Origin of the sequence: Streptomyces rapamycinicus NRRL 5491 (genome assembly GCF_024298965.1) — a bacterium.
GTDB lineage: Bacteria > Actinomycetota > Actinomycetes > Streptomycetales > Streptomycetaceae > Streptomyces > Streptomyces rapamycinicus.
On sequence record NZ_CP085193.1, the window covers coordinates 10178303 to 10193631 of the forward strand.

At 71.0% G+C, this 15329-nt stretch carries 14 protein-coding genes; 7 read left to right on the forward strand and 7 right to left on the reverse strand.

The features are described from left to right. Positions 1-150: 150 nt before the first annotated feature. Together LIV37_RS42130 and LIV37_RS42135 are read right to left on the reverse strand one after the other, a co-directional pair. The gene (locus LIV37_RS42130) at positions 151-1638 is read right to left on the reverse strand and encodes a glycoside hydrolase family 28 protein (RefSeq protein ID WP_020873174.1); all 1488 of its coding nucleotides are present in this window, start codon (positions 1636-1638) and stop codon (positions 151-153) included. A gap of 22 nt (positions 1639-1660) precedes the next feature. Next, positions 1661-4654 carry an alpha-L-fucosidase gene (locus LIV37_RS42135; protein ID WP_020873175.1) on the reverse strand — a complete coding sequence of 998 codons (2994 nt, stop codon included), beginning with the start codon at positions 4652-4654 and terminating at the stop codon, positions 1661-1663. Positions 4655-4906: 252 nt separating this feature from the next. Between LIV37_RS42135 and LIV37_RS42140 the strand changes: the two genes are divergently transcribed. The 3 genes from LIV37_RS42140 (at position 4907) to LIV37_RS42150 (ending at position 7922) form a co-directional block, all read left to right on the forward strand. After that, positions 4907-5905 (forward strand): LacI family DNA-binding transcriptional regulator, encoded by a 999-nt coding sequence (locus LIV37_RS42140; protein ID WP_020873176.1) that lies wholly within the window; start codon positions 4907-4909, stop codon positions 5903-5905. A 95-nt stretch (positions 5906-6000) separates the two neighbouring features. Continuing rightward, positions 6001-7443 (forward strand): MFS transporter, encoded by a 1443-nt coding sequence (locus tag LIV37_RS42145; protein ID WP_121823856.1) that lies wholly within the window; start codon positions 6001-6003, stop codon positions 7441-7443. Then, complete coding sequence (locus LIV37_RS42150) at positions 7443-7922, forward strand: MarR family winged helix-turn-helix transcriptional regulator (RefSeq protein ID WP_020873178.1); 480 nt, start codon at positions 7443-7445, stop codon at positions 7920-7922. Before LIV37_RS42145 ends, LIV37_RS42150 begins: the two co-directional genes overlap by 1 nt. Before the next feature lie 37 nt (positions 7923-7959). Here LIV37_RS42150 and LIV37_RS42155 read toward each other — a convergent pair whose 3' ends face one another. Continuing rightward, complete coding sequence (locus LIV37_RS42155) at positions 7960-8313, reverse strand: VOC family protein (protein WP_020873179.1); 354 nt, start codon at positions 8311-8313, stop codon at positions 7960-7962. Between the two features lie 183 nt (positions 8314-8496). Between LIV37_RS42155 and LIV37_RS42160 the strand changes: the two genes are divergently transcribed. Together LIV37_RS42160 and LIV37_RS42165 are read left to right on the forward strand one after the other, a co-directional pair. Next, positions 8497-9711: a helix-turn-helix domain-containing protein gene (locus LIV37_RS42160; RefSeq protein ID WP_121824963.1), complete on the forward strand. Its 1215-nt coding sequence runs from the start codon at positions 8497-8499 to the stop codon at positions 9709-9711. 122 nt (positions 9712-9833) lie between these two features. Beyond that, a complete protein-coding gene (locus LIV37_RS42165; RefSeq protein WP_338060245.1) occupies positions 9834-10295 on the forward strand; it encodes an ATP-binding protein in 462 nt (153 codons plus the stop codon). 107 nt (positions 10296-10402) lie between these two features. On the opposite strand, the gene LIV37_RS42170 is transcribed toward LIV37_RS42165, so the two are convergent. From LIV37_RS42170 to LIV37_RS42180, 3 genes are all read right to left on the reverse strand, one after another. Continuing rightward, a complete protein-coding gene (locus tag LIV37_RS42170; RefSeq protein WP_020873182.1) occupies positions 10403-11122 on the reverse strand; it encodes a response regulator transcription factor in 720 nt (239 codons plus the stop codon). Next, positions 11119-12270 carry a sensor histidine kinase gene (locus tag LIV37_RS42175; RefSeq protein ID WP_158634843.1) on the reverse strand — a complete coding sequence of 384 codons (1152 nt, stop codon included), beginning with the start codon at positions 12268-12270 and terminating at the stop codon, positions 11119-11121. Before LIV37_RS42175 ends, LIV37_RS42170 begins: the two co-directional genes overlap by 4 nt. A gap of 128 nt (positions 12271-12398) precedes the next feature. Continuing rightward, positions 12399-13043 carry a hypothetical protein gene (locus LIV37_RS42180; RefSeq protein ID WP_020873184.1) on the reverse strand — a complete coding sequence of 215 codons (645 nt, stop codon included), beginning with the start codon at positions 13041-13043 and terminating at the stop codon, positions 12399-12401. A 301-nt stretch (positions 13044-13344) separates the two neighbouring features. On the opposite strand from LIV37_RS42180, the gene LIV37_RS42185 reads away from it, so the two are divergent. Then, positions 13345-13857 (forward strand): hypothetical protein, encoded by a 513-nt coding sequence (locus tag LIV37_RS42185; protein ID WP_148717745.1) that lies wholly within the window; start codon positions 13345-13347, stop codon positions 13855-13857. A 91-nt stretch (positions 13858-13948) separates the two neighbouring features. After that, the gene (locus tag LIV37_RS42190; RefSeq protein ID WP_020873186.1) at positions 13949-14593 is read left to right on the forward strand and encodes a shikimate kinase; all 645 of its coding nucleotides are present in this window, start codon (positions 13949-13951) and stop codon (positions 14591-14593) included. Between the two features lie 33 nt (positions 14594-14626). On the opposite strand, the gene LIV37_RS42195 is transcribed toward LIV37_RS42190, so the two are convergent. Beyond that, positions 14627-15319, reverse strand: coding sequence for a carbon-nitrogen hydrolase family protein (locus tag LIV37_RS42195; RefSeq protein WP_121823853.1), 693 nt, complete (start codon positions 15317-15319; stop codon positions 14627-14629). Positions 15320-15329 lie beyond the last annotated feature (10 nt).

Below are 15329 nucleotides of genomic sequence, written 5' to 3' on the forward strand. Positions count from 1 at the left end.
TTCCTTCCGGTCGCGTATCGGGACAGGAACGATCATTCAGGTGATGTGCGCCCGGGAACATCGCCCGTGCGTCCCCAACTCCCCTCCCTCTTGGGAGGGATGTGACGGCCGGGTGTGGTCCCTTGGTTGTACGGCCCGCCCGCACCGCCTTCAGGGTTGGGGCACCTCCTGGCCGTTGACGAACACCCGCCGGAAGGTCAGGTCGTCGGTGTGGGCGACGCTGTCGGGGTCGCGGACGCCGGTGAAGGTGGAGCGGGAGAGGTGCACCCCGCTCAGATGGTCGGTCTCCAGGCCGACCAGCCGCAACACGGTCTGGGCGCCGTCGATCTCCATCCGGTCCAGGTGGATGTTCCGCACGGACACCGGCAGTGTCCCGTCCTCGCCACCGTTGTAGTCCATGGTCACGAAGGCGATGTCACGCTCCACGCCCTGCCCGGTGAAGTTCCGGATGTGCACACCGTCGATGGAACCACCGCGCTTCTTGTTCGCCTTGACGTACAGCGCGTACTTGACGGGGTAACGGCCGGGGAAGTCCGGGGGGTTGATCTCACAGTCCTCGGCGAAGACGTCACGCACCCCGCCGGACATCTCGCTGCCGACCGTCATCCCGCCCCAGCGGCCGGAGAACCGGCAGTCGCGCACGACGATGTTCCTGCTCGGCACACCGACCCGGTGGCCGTCCTCGTCCCGGCCGGACTTGACGGCCACGCAGTCGTCGTTGGTGTTGAACCGGCAGCCGGTGATGAGCACATCGGAGCAGCACTCGGGGTCGCACCCGTCGGTGTTGTAGAGCGTGCTGTCCACGGTGACGTCGCGCACGGTGACGTTGCTCGACAGCACCGGATGTACGGTCCACATCGGCGGATCGACGATGGTCAGGCCGCTGACCAGGACGTTGCGGCAGCGGTAGAACTGCACCATCTTCGGCCGCAGATGGTGGCCGTCGCCGAAGACGCGCCGCGCCACCGGCACCCCCGTGGAGCCCATCTCGCGCAGCAGCTTCTGGTCGGCTCCCTGCGGTCCGCTGTCGCGGTACCAGCTCTCCCACGGCCCGAGCCGGGCCTGCCCGTCGAGCGTGCCGCGGCCGGTGACCGCCACGTCCCGCTCGCCGTACGCGTAGACGAAGGGCGAGTAGTTGTAGCATTCGGTGCCCTCCCAGCGGGTGAGCACCACCGGCAGGAAGTCGCGCGGATCGGGGCTGAAGGCGATGGTGGCGCCCGCGGTGACATGCAGGTCCACCCGGCTGCGCAGATGGATCGCACCGGTGAGGAAGCGGCCCTCGGGGACGACGACATGGCCGCCGCCCGCGCGGTGGCAGGCGGCGATGGCGGCCCGGAACGCCGCGGTGTTCATCGTCCGCCCGTCGCCGACCGCGCCGTAGTCGGTGACCCTGAACGTGCGCCGGGGGAAGGCGGGCGGCCTGATCCGGGCCAGGATCCCCGGCACCGCGCGCCACGCCCCGGTGTAGGCGGCGGCCGCGCCGGTGCGCGGAGCTTCCGTGCCCGTGTGCGGAGTGGCCGCTCCGGTGTGCGAAGTGGCCGCGTACGCCTGCTCCGCCGACAGGGGAGGGAACAGCGTGCCCGCCGCCAGCAGACCGCCGGTGCGCAGCGCCGCGCGGCGGGAAGGTCTCGGGTGCATGGCCTGCCTCCTTGGCAACGCTCTAGCTGACGGAGATCCGGTCCAGGTCGGGCGCGGACTCGGTGTCGTTGGAGATCCTGATGGTGTTGGCGCCGGGCTTCAGGGTGACGGGGAGGGAGGTGGTACGTGGTGTGGTGTTCCCGGTGTCGGTCACCGTCACCTTGGCCGCCGGGCCGCCGTTGACGCTCACCTGGAACGAGCGGGTGCCGTTGACCGTGTAGTCCAGGTGCAGCGTGTGCTCCCCGCCGTCGGGGACGACCACATCGGGGAACACCATGGCCGCCTGCTCGCCGCCACCGATGTTGCGCACCTTCTCGGCCCCGGAGCAGGGTCCGCAGCCGGTGATGCCCGTGCTGCCGAACTGGTTGGCCGAGTCCTCCGCCTCCCGCGCCCATATCCGGCCTTCGGGCAGTGGCCGTACCCGGACCTGGTCCGAGACGGACTTCTGCCGGCCGAGCAGCGCGTAGTCCGCTGTGACGGGGATGTCGGCCGACCCGGCGTCCTGGCCCGGCGGGGAGGTGACGGTCCAGGTGCCCCGCACCGTCTCGCCGAGCCGCAGCGACCGCGCCGTGACCGGCCCGCCGTCCGCGGTCCAGCCGGCGGGCAGCCGGGGCGCGAGGCTGACGTTGTCGAGCTGTTCGTCGTCGTCCAGCCGGAGCGTCGCCGTGACGGTGAGGGACCGCTGCCCGGGCCCGGCCCACTGCAGACCGTGGGGCCGTACGGTGAGCGTGGTCTTGGGGGTGTACGAGGCCGGGGGCAGCGGGGCCACCGCGATCCGGTCCAGACCGGGGCCACGGCGGGCGGTGCTGAACACCTTCACCGTATTGGCACCGGCCTTGAGCGGTACGGACACCGCCGTGCTCTCCGGCACCTCGGGGCTGTCCGCGGCCACGGGCACCTCGACCGGTGCCGCGCCGTTGACACTCACCGACAGGGAGGAGTCGGCCGCGGCGGTGTGGTCCAACTGGAGCCGGTAGTCACCCTGTTCGGGTACGCGCACATCGCGGTACGTCACGGAGTCGCGCGGTCCGCGGCCGAGGCCGTCCACGCGCCGGCCGCCCGAGCAGGCGCCGCACGCCACGGAGTGGGCCCCGCCCGTCGGCCGGTTCTGCCGAGCCTCGGCCTCCAGCGGCAGTGCGGTACGGGTGGTCTTCGAGCGGCCGTACGCCACCTGGATCTCGTCGATGCGCAGCTGCTTGTGGAACTCGGGTGCCTGCGGACCGCCCCACAGGCTGCGCACCTCCAGCTTCAGATAGCGGGCGGTGCGGTCGCCGATGTCGATGGTGCGCACCCCGCGCGCACTGGGCAGGGTGCCCGAGCGCACCCGCGACCAGCGCTTGCCGTCGCCGCTGGCGTAGACGCGGTAGTCCTTGATGCGCGCGGAGTCCTCGGGGCGGCCGAAGGACGACCGGGCGTGCGTCGGGGACCACTCGCGCTGGTTCACCGCCAGCGCCGTGGCGTGCTTGCGCGCGCCGAGGTCGAGGGTGGCGGAGACGGGCAGTTCGCCGTCGCTGTCCCAGTAGGTCTCGTAGTCGCCGTCGGCGAGGTCGGCCGCCGGGTGGCCGGTGCGCGCGGACGTGGCGGTGGCGCCGACGCCCGACTGCGGGTAGAGGGGCCGTCGGCCGTCGGTCTCGACCTTGAAGACGGTGTCGTACGGATCCCAGTCCTCGATGCCGAGGATCGACAGCCGGCCGCCGGACTGGCTGAAGCGCATCGCCTCGCCGGTGCGCAGATCGGTGACCCGGCGCACGGTGTAGCCGTTGTCGCCCAGCCGCACCATGTCGGTGCGGGGCCGGGTGACCACGTGCACATACTGGGTGCGGTCGCCGTTCTCGCCCCGGCCCACGGTGACCACGCCGTGGGCGCCGTCGTTCCAGAAGCCGGGCTGCATACCGCCGTACATGTAGCCGCCGCCCTCGACGCCGTACACCGACTCCCGGATGGGCTCGACCCACTTGCCCATGAAGTCGTTGAACTCCTCCTGCTGGGCGGGGAGTTGACCGTTCACCATGAGTGTCTCGGCCATGAGCGACTTGATGGAGGAGCCCGCGTTGGTGATGTAACGGCCGGTGCTGAGCCGGGCGTCGACCTCGTGGTCACCGCCGTCGTACCACCATTCGCCGGTGGTCGGCAGCTTGTAGTCGGCCTCGGTCAGCCGGGGCATGGGGACGGTCACGGCGGCGGGGTAGTCGTACGCCGGGGTCATGCCGGTCTTCTGCTCATTGCTGACCGTGTCCATGATCGGCGTGTCTTCGTTGTTGTTGCTCAGCAGCCAGTCCGGCCGGCGTTCGCGGATCTTCTCGTAGAGCCCGTTCTCCTCCCAGTACTCGTTGTCGTTGTCGATCCAGAACCCCGACAGATCCGGGTACTTGTCCATGACCTCGAGGAACAGGTCGTAGCTGTACATGCCGAAGCCACGGCGTGTGGTCAGGTCCACCTGCTTGCCCTTGTACTTCGAGTAGGCGGCCGAATCCAGCGTCTCGGTGCCCGACTCGTTGTGCCACTGCGGGTCGTCGGTCATGTAGAGGATGATGTGCACGCCCTTGGCCTTGGCCGCGGCCACGAGCTCGCCGAGCAGATCGCGCTCGGTGGCACAGCTGCCGGGGACCTTCGAGGGCCAGGGGCGGGCGTAGCCCAGCCTGCTGTGGAAGGTCGCGAGCACGATGTACGAGGCGCCGAGTTTGCGCGCCTCGTCCACCCAGTAGTCGGCGTTCCAGCCGCCCTCGGTGACATCGCGCTCCCAGGTGGCGCAGTCGCGGTGCTGGGGGGTGGTGAACATGCCCCAGTGCAGGAAGAGCCCGGCGGTGGACTGGCGCAGCCACTCCTGCCGGGGGTGCTGGACCTCGGCCTGGGCGGGCGTGGCCAGGAGGCCGATGGCCAGGGCGAGTACGACCGCCGCGCACAGCGCGCGCCACCGGGAGCGGGGGGCGCGGGCGGCGCGTGCGGTGCGGGCAGCACCGGCGGCGCGGGCCGCGGGGATGTGGATGGGGCGGAGCGGGATCCTCGGCGTGGGCATGTCCTGTCCTCCGTGAACGTTCCCGTGAGCGTTCACGGAGCACTGTCCGGCCCACCCGGCCGCCGTGTCAATATGTGTGCGAGGTTGGGGTGTTCGCTGTGGGGTTCCGTTGACGCCCGTCGTCGCCGCGGTGATTATCGGGGAGGAGCGCTTCGGGGATCACCCCCGTGAGCGGTCCCGAGTGTCACGTCGTACCGCGTCGTGCCACGTCGTACCACGTCCGAGGGTGGGAGAGGGGTGGGGCCCGTGCCCATGAGCGCCAGGCCGCGCCGCATCACCATCGAGGATGTGGCGCGCTCGGCCGGGGTGTCCCGGCAGACGGTCTCCCGCGCGGTCAACGACAAACCGGAGATCGACCCCGCCACGCGGCAGCGGGTGCTGCGGGTGGCCCAGTCGATGGGGTACCGGCCGAGCCGGTTCGCCCGTGGCATGGTCGGCCCGCGGCTCACCACACTGGGCCTGGTCATCGCGGATGTGCTCAACCCCTTCTTCCCCGAGGTGGTTTCCGGTGTGCTGGCGGCGGCCGACGAGCGCGGCTGGCAGGTCGCCATCTACAGCACCGGGTCCGCCCTGGAACGCGAGACCGCGGTGGCGCGGACCGTGGTGGACCACGTGGACGCGTGTGTCGCCTTCCTGCTCGACCCCGGCGCCATCGAGCGCATCCACCGCTCCGGTATGCCCTTCGTCCTGCTCGACAACGAGCACCGGCCGCCGAGCGTGAGCGGGGGGCGGATCGACTTCGCCACCGGTATGCGGCATGCGGTCGGCCACCTCGTGGAGCGCGGCCACCGGCGGATCGCGATGCTCGACGACCGCGGCCGCCCGGACGCCGGCGGCCACGGCACCCGTCACTCGCTGTTCCTCGGCGCCGCCGCCGAACACGGACTGCCCGCCGACGAGTCCTGGGTGTTCCCCGCGGCCAACGCCCTCGACGGCGGGGCGGCGGCCATGGATGACGTGCTGGCAAGCGGCTTCGGGGCGACGGCGGTGCTCGCGTACAACGACCTGATCGCCATCGGCGCCATGCGCCGCGCCCGCGACCGGGGCGTGCGGGTGCCGGAGGACTGCGCGTTCGTCGGGTGCGACGGGCTGACGCTGAGCCGCCTCGTGGACCCGCCGCTGACCACCCTGACCGTCGACAAGGAACTCCTCGGCCGGGCCGCGGTGCGGCAGGTCGCCGCGCAGATGACCGGCGCCGGGACGGGGGAGACGGTGATCGTGCCACGCCTGGTGGTACGCGCGTCTTCCTGATGCCGCCCTCCCTCCCCGGCCCGGCACCGGGATGCCGGGCCATTTAGTTGTGTGCATATAATGATTATGGCAACACAATTAAACGGAGGCCCTTCATGCCGGATCTCGCTCCTCGGCGACGATGGCTCGTGCTGGCCATCTGCTGCATGAGCTTGCTGATCGTCAGTCTCGACAACACGATCCTGAACGTCGCCCTGCCCTCCATCCATCGCGACCTGCACACATCGGTGTCCGGGCTGCAATGGACGGTCGACGCGTACACGCTGGTGCTGGCGAGCCTGTTGATGCTCTCCGGCTCGACCGCCGACCGGGTGGGCCGTCGCCGCACGTTTCAGGCCGGGCTGGTGATCTTCACCGCGGCCTCGCTGCTGTGCAGTCTGGCTCCCGGGCTCGGCTGGCTGGTCGTCGCGCGGATGCTCCAGGCGGTCGGGGGATCGATGCTGAACCCCGTCGCCATGTCGATCATCAGCAATACCTTCACCGACCCCCGCGAACGCGCCCGCGCCATCGGTGTGTGGAGCGGTGTCGTGGGCATCAGCATGGCCGCCGGGCCGATCATCGGGGGTGCGCTGGTGGAGTCGGCCGGCTGGCGGGCGATCTTCTGGCTCAACGTGCCCATCGGCCTTGCCGCGCTCTTCCTGACCCGCAGGTATGTGCCGGAGTCCCGGGCGCCGCGGGCTCGCCGGGTGGACCCGGTCGGGCAGGCGCTCGTCGTGGTGCTGCTCGTCGCGCTGACGTACGCGATCATCGAATCGCCGAACCTGGGCTGGACCTCTCCCGTGGTCGCCGGGTGCGCCGCCGCGGCGCTGTGCGCGCTGCTGGGGCTGCTGTGGTACGAACCGAGGCGCGCCGACCCGCTCATCGACCTGCGGTTCTTCCGTTCCGCGCCGTTCTCGGGCGCCACCGTGATCGCGGTCGCCGCGTTCGCCGGTCTGGGTGGCTTCCTGTTCGTCAGCTCTCTGTACCTCCAGGATGTGCGGCAACTCGATCCGCTGCACGCCGGGTTGTTCATGCTGCCCATGGCGGTCATGGCGCTGCTGACCGCGCCCGTATCGGGCCGCATGGTGGCCTCGCGGGGGCCGCGTACTCCGCTGCTGCTCGCCGGGGCGGCGTTCTGCGCGAGCGCCGTGCTCCAGGCGCTCACCTACTCCGAGCACCTTTCGGTACCCCTGCTGGTCGTCGCGTATCTGCTCTTCGGCACCGGCTTCGGGCTGGTCAACGCGCCCATCACCAACACCGCCGTCTCCGGGATGCCCCGTTCGCAGGCCGGTGTCGCGGCCGCGGTGGCCTCCACCAGCCGGCAGACCGGCCAGTCCCTCGGGGTGGCCGTCATCGGTGCCCTCATGGCCGGGGGAGTGCACACGGACGCGGCGGCCTTCACGGACGCGGCACGCACGGCATGGTGGATCATCGCGGGCTGCGGTGCCGCGGTGCTGGTCATGGGTACGCTCACTTCCGGCCGCTGGGCCCGGGCAACGGCCCAGCGCACGGCGAAGCGGCTCGCCGCCGAGGAGACCAGGGAGACAGTGAACGCCTGATGGAGCGCCCACATGACAACGAGCCGCACGAGCCGCACGAGGGAGACGAGCGGGACGAGCGGGACGTCGAGACCGTCAGGACCGCGGCCCGCGCCTGGCTGGGGCTGAACACGCTCCTGATGGAGCGTTACAACCGCCGCAAGGCGGTCGCGGAGAGCCTCGGCATGAGCTTCAGCCGCGTCAGGGCGCTGCGCCGGGTCGCGGCCGGTCCGATCACCCTTCGCGAACTGGCCGAGCGGCTGGGCGCCGACCCGCCCTACACCTCCGTCATCGTCGACGACCTCGTACGGCGCGGCCTCGCCGAACGCATCACCAACCCGGCCGACCGCCGGTCCAAGCTGGTCCATCTCACCGAGGACGGCAAGGCGCTGGCCGCCCGTGCCGTCGCGATCCTCACCACCCCACCCGACGCCCTGCTCGCCCTGCCGATCGAGGACATCCAGGCGCTCGACCGGGTGGTGGCCAAGCTCCTCGACTGAACGAAACCGGCCGGAACGGCGCGTGAGCGTCAGGAGTTCATGGCGGCTCGCAGAATTCGTTGCCTTCGGGATCAGCGAGGATTGCCCAGCCCGACCCATCGGGATTTCGGTGATCGGCGACAAAGGTGGCGCCGAGGCCCAGCAGCCGGTCCACCTCCTGATCGCGCGAGGTCTCAGGGCGCAGGCACAGATGGATCCGGTTCTTGATCGTCTTGGCCTCGGGCACCTGGTTGAAGTGCAGCACTGGTCCCTCCGCCAGCAGCACCTGAGTCTCCCGGTCACCCGGTCCGTCCTCCGGATGCAGCGGACGGCCGGTCACCCCGCTCCAGAACCGGGCCAGCTCATAGGCGTCCGCACAGTCAATCGCCACGTTCTGCAATACCGAGACCATGCATGCGAGCCTTCCTGATCTCCACGCCGAACGCCACCGAACGGAGCCGGTCGCCGCCGTCAGAGGCACGGGGAGGCTGCTGGAGTGGGAAAGGGCGTCGTGGGCCTCTCCGAGTGTGTGGAGGGCTGTCACGGCTCTGTACTCCTGACGAAGCACGGCAGCAATGCGGCGTACGGTGGCAGCGTGGCAAACGAACACCTGGGGCGGACACTGCGCCGGCTGCGCCGTCTGGCCGCCCTGACGCAAGAAGAACTGGCCGAGCGTTCCGTCGTGTCCGTCGATGTGATCCGTCAGCTCGAACAGGGGCGGAAGCACTCGGCACGCCTCCCCACGCTGCACGCGCTGGCGAACGGTCTCGGTGTGGAGCTGACCACCCTCCTGGGTGACCCTCCTGCGGTCTCCTCGACAGGCGAGAACGATGGGCCGCGCTTCGTGGCCGTGCGCCGCGCCATCATGCCCGCGCTCTGGGGACCGGAGCCGGAGCCGCCCGGGCCCGACTTCTCGTTGGACCGTCTGCGCGAGCAGATCGCGGACGGTTGGACCCAGTATCACGCCGCAGAGTTCGAGACGGTGATGAAGTCATTGCCGGAATTGATCTCGGATGCGCACACTGCCACGGCCTCGGGCGACGACGCCGACCGCAGGGCGGGTTTCGCGGCTCTGGGCAAGGTGCTTCAGCTCGCAGGGCATGTCGCCGTGCGGATGGGCAAGACGGACCTTGCCCTGACGAGCCTGGAGCGCGCGGTAGACGCTGCGGGACAGTCCTCCGATCCGCTGCTTCTGCCGATGATCGTCAACTCCATGGCATGGACCTACCAGCGGCAGGGACGACTGGAGGACGCGTTGGGCATCGCGCTCCGTGCCGCCGACGACATGACGAACGCTGTCCACACCGGGACGGCTGACGGCCTGAAGGTGTGGGGAGCGTTGACCATGAGCGCGGCCACGTCGGCCGCGAGAAGTGGCGACTACGAGCGCGCGGCGGCGATGATGGAGACGGCAGAGAAGGAAGCCGTTCGGGTCTCGAAGCTGTCCGAAAGCGGTGACAACCGCATGGTCAGCGTCTTCAGCCCATCGTCGGTCCGGATCGAACGTGTCCGTCTTGCTGTCCAGTATGGGCACCCCGAAGAGGCCTTGAAGCTGGCCAAGGGTATGCGCTTGTCGAAGGATACCCCGCCGTCCTGGCGGACGTGGCTGCTGCTGGACGTGGCCCGAGCCCACACGGACGTAGGGGACGCGGGGGGAGCCGTGAATACCCTGGAGTCCCTGCGCCGGGTGGCGCCGACGTGGATGCAGCACCACACGTTGGCCGTGGCCATCGTGCGCGACCTGTGGGCGTTGCCCAACCACCCGCCAGGGCTGCGCCCACTGGCTGAGTTCCTGGGGGTTGGCGAATAGCGTTCTGAAACTAGGATGTTGCGCCCCTGTCACCCTTCTTGGCACGTCGCTTACATGAGTGGTCACTGCCCCGCAGCCTTGTGAACAGCCGGGGCTGCGGTCGACCCGAAAGAGCAATTGACGTGCCAAAATTCACGGACGCGCGGTCACGAAAGCAGCCTCGACAATGTCTGCCGCTCACCATAGCCCGCCCTACTGGGCACCCTGGCTACAGCGAGACCCTGCCGCGTGAACCAGAGAGCGCGGTCACAGCCCGGCGCCTGGTACGCGTCGCCTTCGCAACATGGCGCCTGGAAGAACTGGCCGAGGTCGCGGCTTTAATCGCCTCCGAGCTGGTGACCAACGCCGTGAAGCACGCCCAGAGTAATTACATCCGGGTCACGGTCACCCGGCTCGAGGCAACTCGGGTGCGCATCGGGGTGGTGGACAAATCGAAGAGACGCCCGGTGCCTCGGGAGTCGGGCGCGGAGGACGAGAGTGGGCGCGGCCTCGCGCTCGTGGCCGCGCTGGCTGAGGAGTGGGGCACCGATCCGCTGCCGTGGGGCAAGCGGGTGTGGGCGGAGCTGCACGGGAAGGAAAACTGACCTGGGCTTTGCGGTGGTCCCGCGCCCAGTTTGGTAACGCTGCCGTTCGGCGGATGCGACGCGAGGATCTCGGCGATGGCTCTTCGAGCGGTACAGCCTGGATCCGGTCAGTCCAGGCCGTGGTCGCGGGCGTAGCGGGTGGCCGCGACGCGGTCGCGGGAGCCGGTCTTGGTGAAGACCCGGTTGATGTGGGTCTTCACGGTGTTGCCGCTCAGGAAGAGGGCGGTGGCGATCTCCGCGTTGGTCATACCGCGTGCCATCAGCGTGAGGATCTCCGCCTCACGACGGGTGAGCCCGTCCGGAAGCGGCCGGTCGGCGGCGTCGGGCCCCCGGGGAGGGGTGTCGGGCCCCGGACGAGCGGCGTCGGGCCCCGGGGGAGGGGCGCTGGGAGCGCTCGCCGCGGCGAGCAGGGTGGCCTGGACCCTGGGGTCGAGGACGGAGAGCCCCGCGACGGCGCTGTGCAGCGTACGGGCGATGTGCAGGCGGTCCGCGTCCTTGGTGAGGTAGGCGCGGGCCCCGGCTCGGAGCGTCTCCAGGACGGAGGTGTCGTCGGCGTAGGTGGTCAGGACGACGACGGCGACCTCGGGGTGCTCGGCGGTGAGCCGGCGGGTGGCCTCGGTGCCGTCGAGCACCGGCATGTGCAGGTCGAGCAGGATCGCGTCCGGGTGGTGCTCGGCGACCTGGTCGAGCGCCTGTTGTCCGTTGGCCGCCGAGCCGACGACGTCGATGTCCGGCAGCAGGTCGAGCATGAGGACCAGCCCCTCCCGGACGCTGGCCTGGTCGTCGGCGACCACGATCCGCAGCGGCCGGGTGTCCTGGGCGCTCATCGCGGCACCTCGGCCCGGACGCGCCACTGCCCGTCCCGTACGCCCGCGTCGAGTGTGCCGCCCAGCAGCAGGAGGCGCTCGCGCATCCCGGTGAGACCGTAGCCGCCGTCGACGGTGGCGAACGCGGGTGGCCGCCGAGGGGATGGGGGTGCGCCGAGCGGGTTGTCGACGGTGAGCGTCACGTGTTCGTCCTCATACGTCAGGGCGACCTCCACCGGCTGGGCGGGGGCGTGTTTGGCGGCGTTGGTCAGGGCTTCCTGCGCGGTACGGAAGAGGGGGAGTGCCTGGTCCGCCGGGAGCGGGGAGGGCTCGCCCTCGACCCTGAGCCGTACCGGAACGCCGTGCCGCTGCCGGTGGGTGTCCGCCATCGTGCCCAGTTCCTCGTCGAGCGGCGCGAGGTCGGAGCGCAGGGCGTGCACCGCGCGGCGGGTCTCGGCGAGCCCGTCGGCGGTCAGCCGCCGCGCTCCGTCGAGCACGGTGACGGCCCGGTCGATGTCCCGGTGATCCGTCAGCAGGGCACTGGCGGCCTGGATCTGGATGCTCAGGGCGCCCAGCGAATGGGCCAGTACGTCATGGATCTCACGGGCGATCCGGGTGCGTTCGTCCAGTACGGCCACCCGGCGCTGCTCCGCGCGGAGCAGTTCGCTCTGGGCGAGCATGGCGGCCGATTGCTCGGCGCGTATCCGGTAGGCGCGCCGGTTGTGGCCTGCGACCAGGACCAGCGCCACCAGCATCGGATAGCCCAGTGCGAACCCGCGGCTCGCCCCGGCGACCAGGACCCCGGTCTCCAGGGCCACCACCGTGCAGCCCGCCACGGCCCAGCCCACCGGGAGGCTCAGCTCGGTGCCCAGGTGCATGACGGCCATCAGCGACAGGCCGATGAGTGCTCCGGAGTGCGGGAAGGCGCTGGCGTAGCCGGAGAGGGCGGCGGCGCCGCCGAGCAGGACCCGCATCCGCGGCGCGCGCCTCGCGGCCTCGTCGCCGAGGGTGTGGGTGAGCTCCCACAGCAGCAGCGCCAACCCGCCCAGCGCGTACGTGACGACGGCCAGGGTCACCGCCCCGGGCCCGGCCGGAGGGACCGTGAAGGTGTGCAGACCGATGAACGCGTACGCGCCGGCCCTCATCAGCCATGACACCGTACGCAGCACGGATGCAGGATAGCGGCCCCAGGACCGCTCGGCCGCGGCGCCGGGGTGTTCCTCGTCATGGGCCGGGGGTCCTGCTGTTCCGTCGTCTCGTGTGGGGGCCGCGGGCGCGCCTGCCGGGTGCCGTCCGGTCATCGCCGTCCCCGGCGGTCCCGGTCGCGTAGGCCGTCACACGCCGACCGGTCATACGATCCCGTGGGCCGGGGCTGCCGCCCGGGCCGCTCCGCGCCGGGCGCCGACGGTTCGCCCGACCCGCCCAGCAGTCCCGCCAGCGCACCCCGCACATCGAAGGGGCGGCCGTCCTTCTCCGGCGCGAACGGCACACCGGAGGCGAGGGCGCGCGGTGTGACGACGGCGGCCTGGCCGAGCCGGTTGAGGCCGAGCAGCATCAGGATGGGTGCCGAGGAGCCCGCCACGGGAGCGTGCAGCGCCATGGCGACGACCGTCAGCACGACCCGCGAGACCACCAGCGCGAGCCACAGCCACAGTCCGTACACCGGCATCCGCGCCCACAGCACCCCGTCGCGCGGCTCCAACCGCAGCAGCGCTCCCTGGGCGGTGCCGATTCCGGCCGCGATCACCGCGCTGATGACGAGGCATGCCAGATCGGTCGTGGTGAGGTGGCGGCCGCCCTTGCCGAGGCTGGTGAAACCGATGACGGCGAGGATCGCGGGAAGCAGGATCAGCCGCTTGCCGCGCAGCGGTTCGCCGCGTAGCTGACGTGCGATGACGAAGATCACGATGGCGATCGCGGCCAGCGCTTGCAGCACGTTCACTGGAGGACTCCCGTCGGCCACGCTTCGGTCGCGTACGCCTGTTGACTCGCCCCGAGGCTAGGAAGGCCCGCGGGGCACCGCGTCACCCCGAGCGGTGACCTCCGGGGTGATCCGCGGGGTGATCCGCGGGTGACACCGGCGCCGGGAACCGGTACCACCGGGCGGCCGAAGCGATCACCCCGGAGGTCACCCCGTGCTACGGCGCGTGCGAAGGCGTACCGGCACCAATCTGAGCGAGCCGAATCCGCGGCAAACCGTCCACCGAGAGGCTCGCCATCCCATGTCCACCATCGGTCAAGCCATGATCATCAACGCTGCGGTCCTGATCGCCGTCCTGGAGGCGGACCTCGGGCCCCACCGCAAGATCGGGAAGCTGCGCATCCTGCGGCCGCCGCTGATGACCGCCGCGATCGTCCCCCTCTTCATCAAGAGTCCGGCCACCCAGGGCTCCGGCCTGGCGCTCGAACTCGCCGCCGTCGTCGCGGGGTTGATCGTCGGCCTGCTGGCGATGACCTTCACCACGGTCTACACCAGCCCCACGACCGGCAAGCCGGTCAGCCGTGCGGGCTTCGCCTACGCGGCGCTGTGGATCGTCGTGATCGGCGCACGGGCCGCGTTCTCGTACGGATCGGAGCACTGGTTCGCCCGGCAGCTGGGCCGGTGGATGGTCGACCACCAGGTGACCGCCGACGCCCTCACCGACGCGCTGCTGCTGATGGCCGTGGCGATGACGCTCACCCGCACCATCGGACTCGCCACGCGAGCGGCCACCGCCGGCCGCCGGGTGCCGGCCGCCGGGCCCGCGGCCGAGTAGCGGTGGCGTGCGGTAAACGAGACCACAATGAGGTTCGCCTTGTCCCGTCTCGTCGGATCGGAGAGACATGCAGCCCGGACAGGATGAAGAAGTGACCGACGCCGCGGAGCTCGCGGCGCGGCTGCGCCACGTCTTCTGGATCGGTGGCGGGAGTGGCGCGGGCAAGTCGACCATCGCCCGCCGGCTCGCCGACCGCTACGGGTGGCGGCTCTACGCGACCGACGATGTGATGCGGGACCACGCCGGGCGGGCCACCCCCGAGGAGGCGCCGTACCTGCATCAGTTCATCGCCATGGACATGGACGAGCGATGGGTGAACCGGTCTCCGGAGGTCATGCTCGAGACGTTCCACTGGTTCCGGGGTGAGGGCTTCGGCCTGATCGTCGAAGACCTCCTCCGCCTGCCGCCGGAGCCCTGCGTCGTCGTCGAGGGGTTCCGGCTGCTCCCGCACCTCGTGAGGCCGCTGCTCGACGCTCCCCAGCACGCGGTCTGGCTCATTCCGACTCCCGATTTCCGGCAGGCCGCCATCCGGAGCCGGTCCGTACCGGGGGAAGGGTTCGTCTGGAGGACCAGCGATCCGGTGCGGGCCGGCCGCAACCTCGCCGAACGGGACCGCATGTTCACCGCGCGCGTCGAGGAGGAGGCCGAGCGGCTCCGGCTGCGCACCATCGAAGTCGACACCGTGACGACGGAGGACGATCTCGCCGAGCGCGTGACCAGGGCGTTCCGGCTCTGACGTGATGACTCCCGCGGCCGCCTCGCCCCGGGCTCACTTGGTGAAGACCGCCCGCGCGATCTCATCGGGCGCGGCGCTCGTCCCGGCGAGCGGTTCCCCGGCCGCGGACCAGATGCCCGAACGGCCGGACGTGCGGTCGAAGCCGCCCCCGGTCGGACCCGCGAAGGCCGCCGTGGCGACCCACACACCGTGGTCGGCGGCGACCCGGCGGGCGCGCTCGCCGTGGAGCCCGGCCTCGTGTTCGGCGTGGACGACGCCGGCCACGTAGCCGTCGATCCCCATCGCCGCCGTCTTCGCGGCGTGCTCGGGGAAACCGGTGTCGCGGCAGACGGCGAGCCCCAGCCGCCACTCGTCCACGTCGATCACGGCGGGCTCCCCGGGCACGAAGTGGATGGCCTCGCTGCGGTGCAGGTGGACCTTGCCGTAGACCACCCGTGCGCCGTCTCCGTCCAACGCCAGGATGCCGATGCGCGGCCCCGCCACCGGCGCGCCGACCAGGGCGAGCGTCCCGGTCTCGGCGCACGCGGCGACGATCGGGGCAAGCCGTTCATCGTCCGGGGCGACCGGCGTCGCGTCCAGCTCGTATCCGGTCAGCGACATCTCGGGGAAGACCACCACCCGCGCGCCCGCCGCCCGGACGGCCTCCGCGTGGGCCACCGCGTTGGCCGCCACGTCATGAGCGGCGCACCTCGGCTGCGCCACCGCGACGCTCAACGGCCGTGCCACCCCGAACTCC

Excerpts from the sequence above, each read along its gene's own strand:
- LIV37_RS42130 (WP_020873174.1), bottom strand. The coding sequence starts at position 1,638 with ATGCACCCGAGACCTTCCCGCCGCGCGGCGCTGCGCACCGGCGGTCTG.
- LIV37_RS42140 (WP_020873176.1), top strand. The coding sequence starts at position 4,907 with ATGAGCGCCAGGCCGCGCCGCATCACCATCGAGGATGTGGCGCGCTCG.
- LIV37_RS42170 (WP_020873182.1), bottom strand. The coding sequence starts at position 11,122 with ATGAGCGCCCAGGACACCCGGCCGCTGCGGATCGTGGTCGCCGACGAC.
- LIV37_RS42185 (WP_148717745.1), top strand. The coding sequence starts at position 13,345 with ATGATCATCAACGCTGCGGTCCTGATCGCCGTCCTGGAGGCGGACCTC.
- LIV37_RS42135 (WP_020873175.1), bottom strand. The coding sequence starts at position 4,654 with ATGCCCACGCCGAGGATCCCGCTCCGCCCCATCCACATCCCCGCGGCC.
- LIV37_RS42150 (WP_020873178.1), top strand. The coding sequence starts at position 7,443 with ATGGAGCGCCCACATGACAACGAGCCGCACGAGCCGCACGAGGGAGAC.
- LIV37_RS42155 (WP_020873179.1), bottom strand. The coding sequence starts at position 8,313 with ATGGTCTCGGTATTGCAGAACGTGGCGATTGACTGTGCGGACGCCTAT.
- LIV37_RS42145 (WP_121823856.1), top strand. The coding sequence starts at position 6,001 with ATGCCGGATCTCGCTCCTCGGCGACGATGGCTCGTGCTGGCCATCTGC.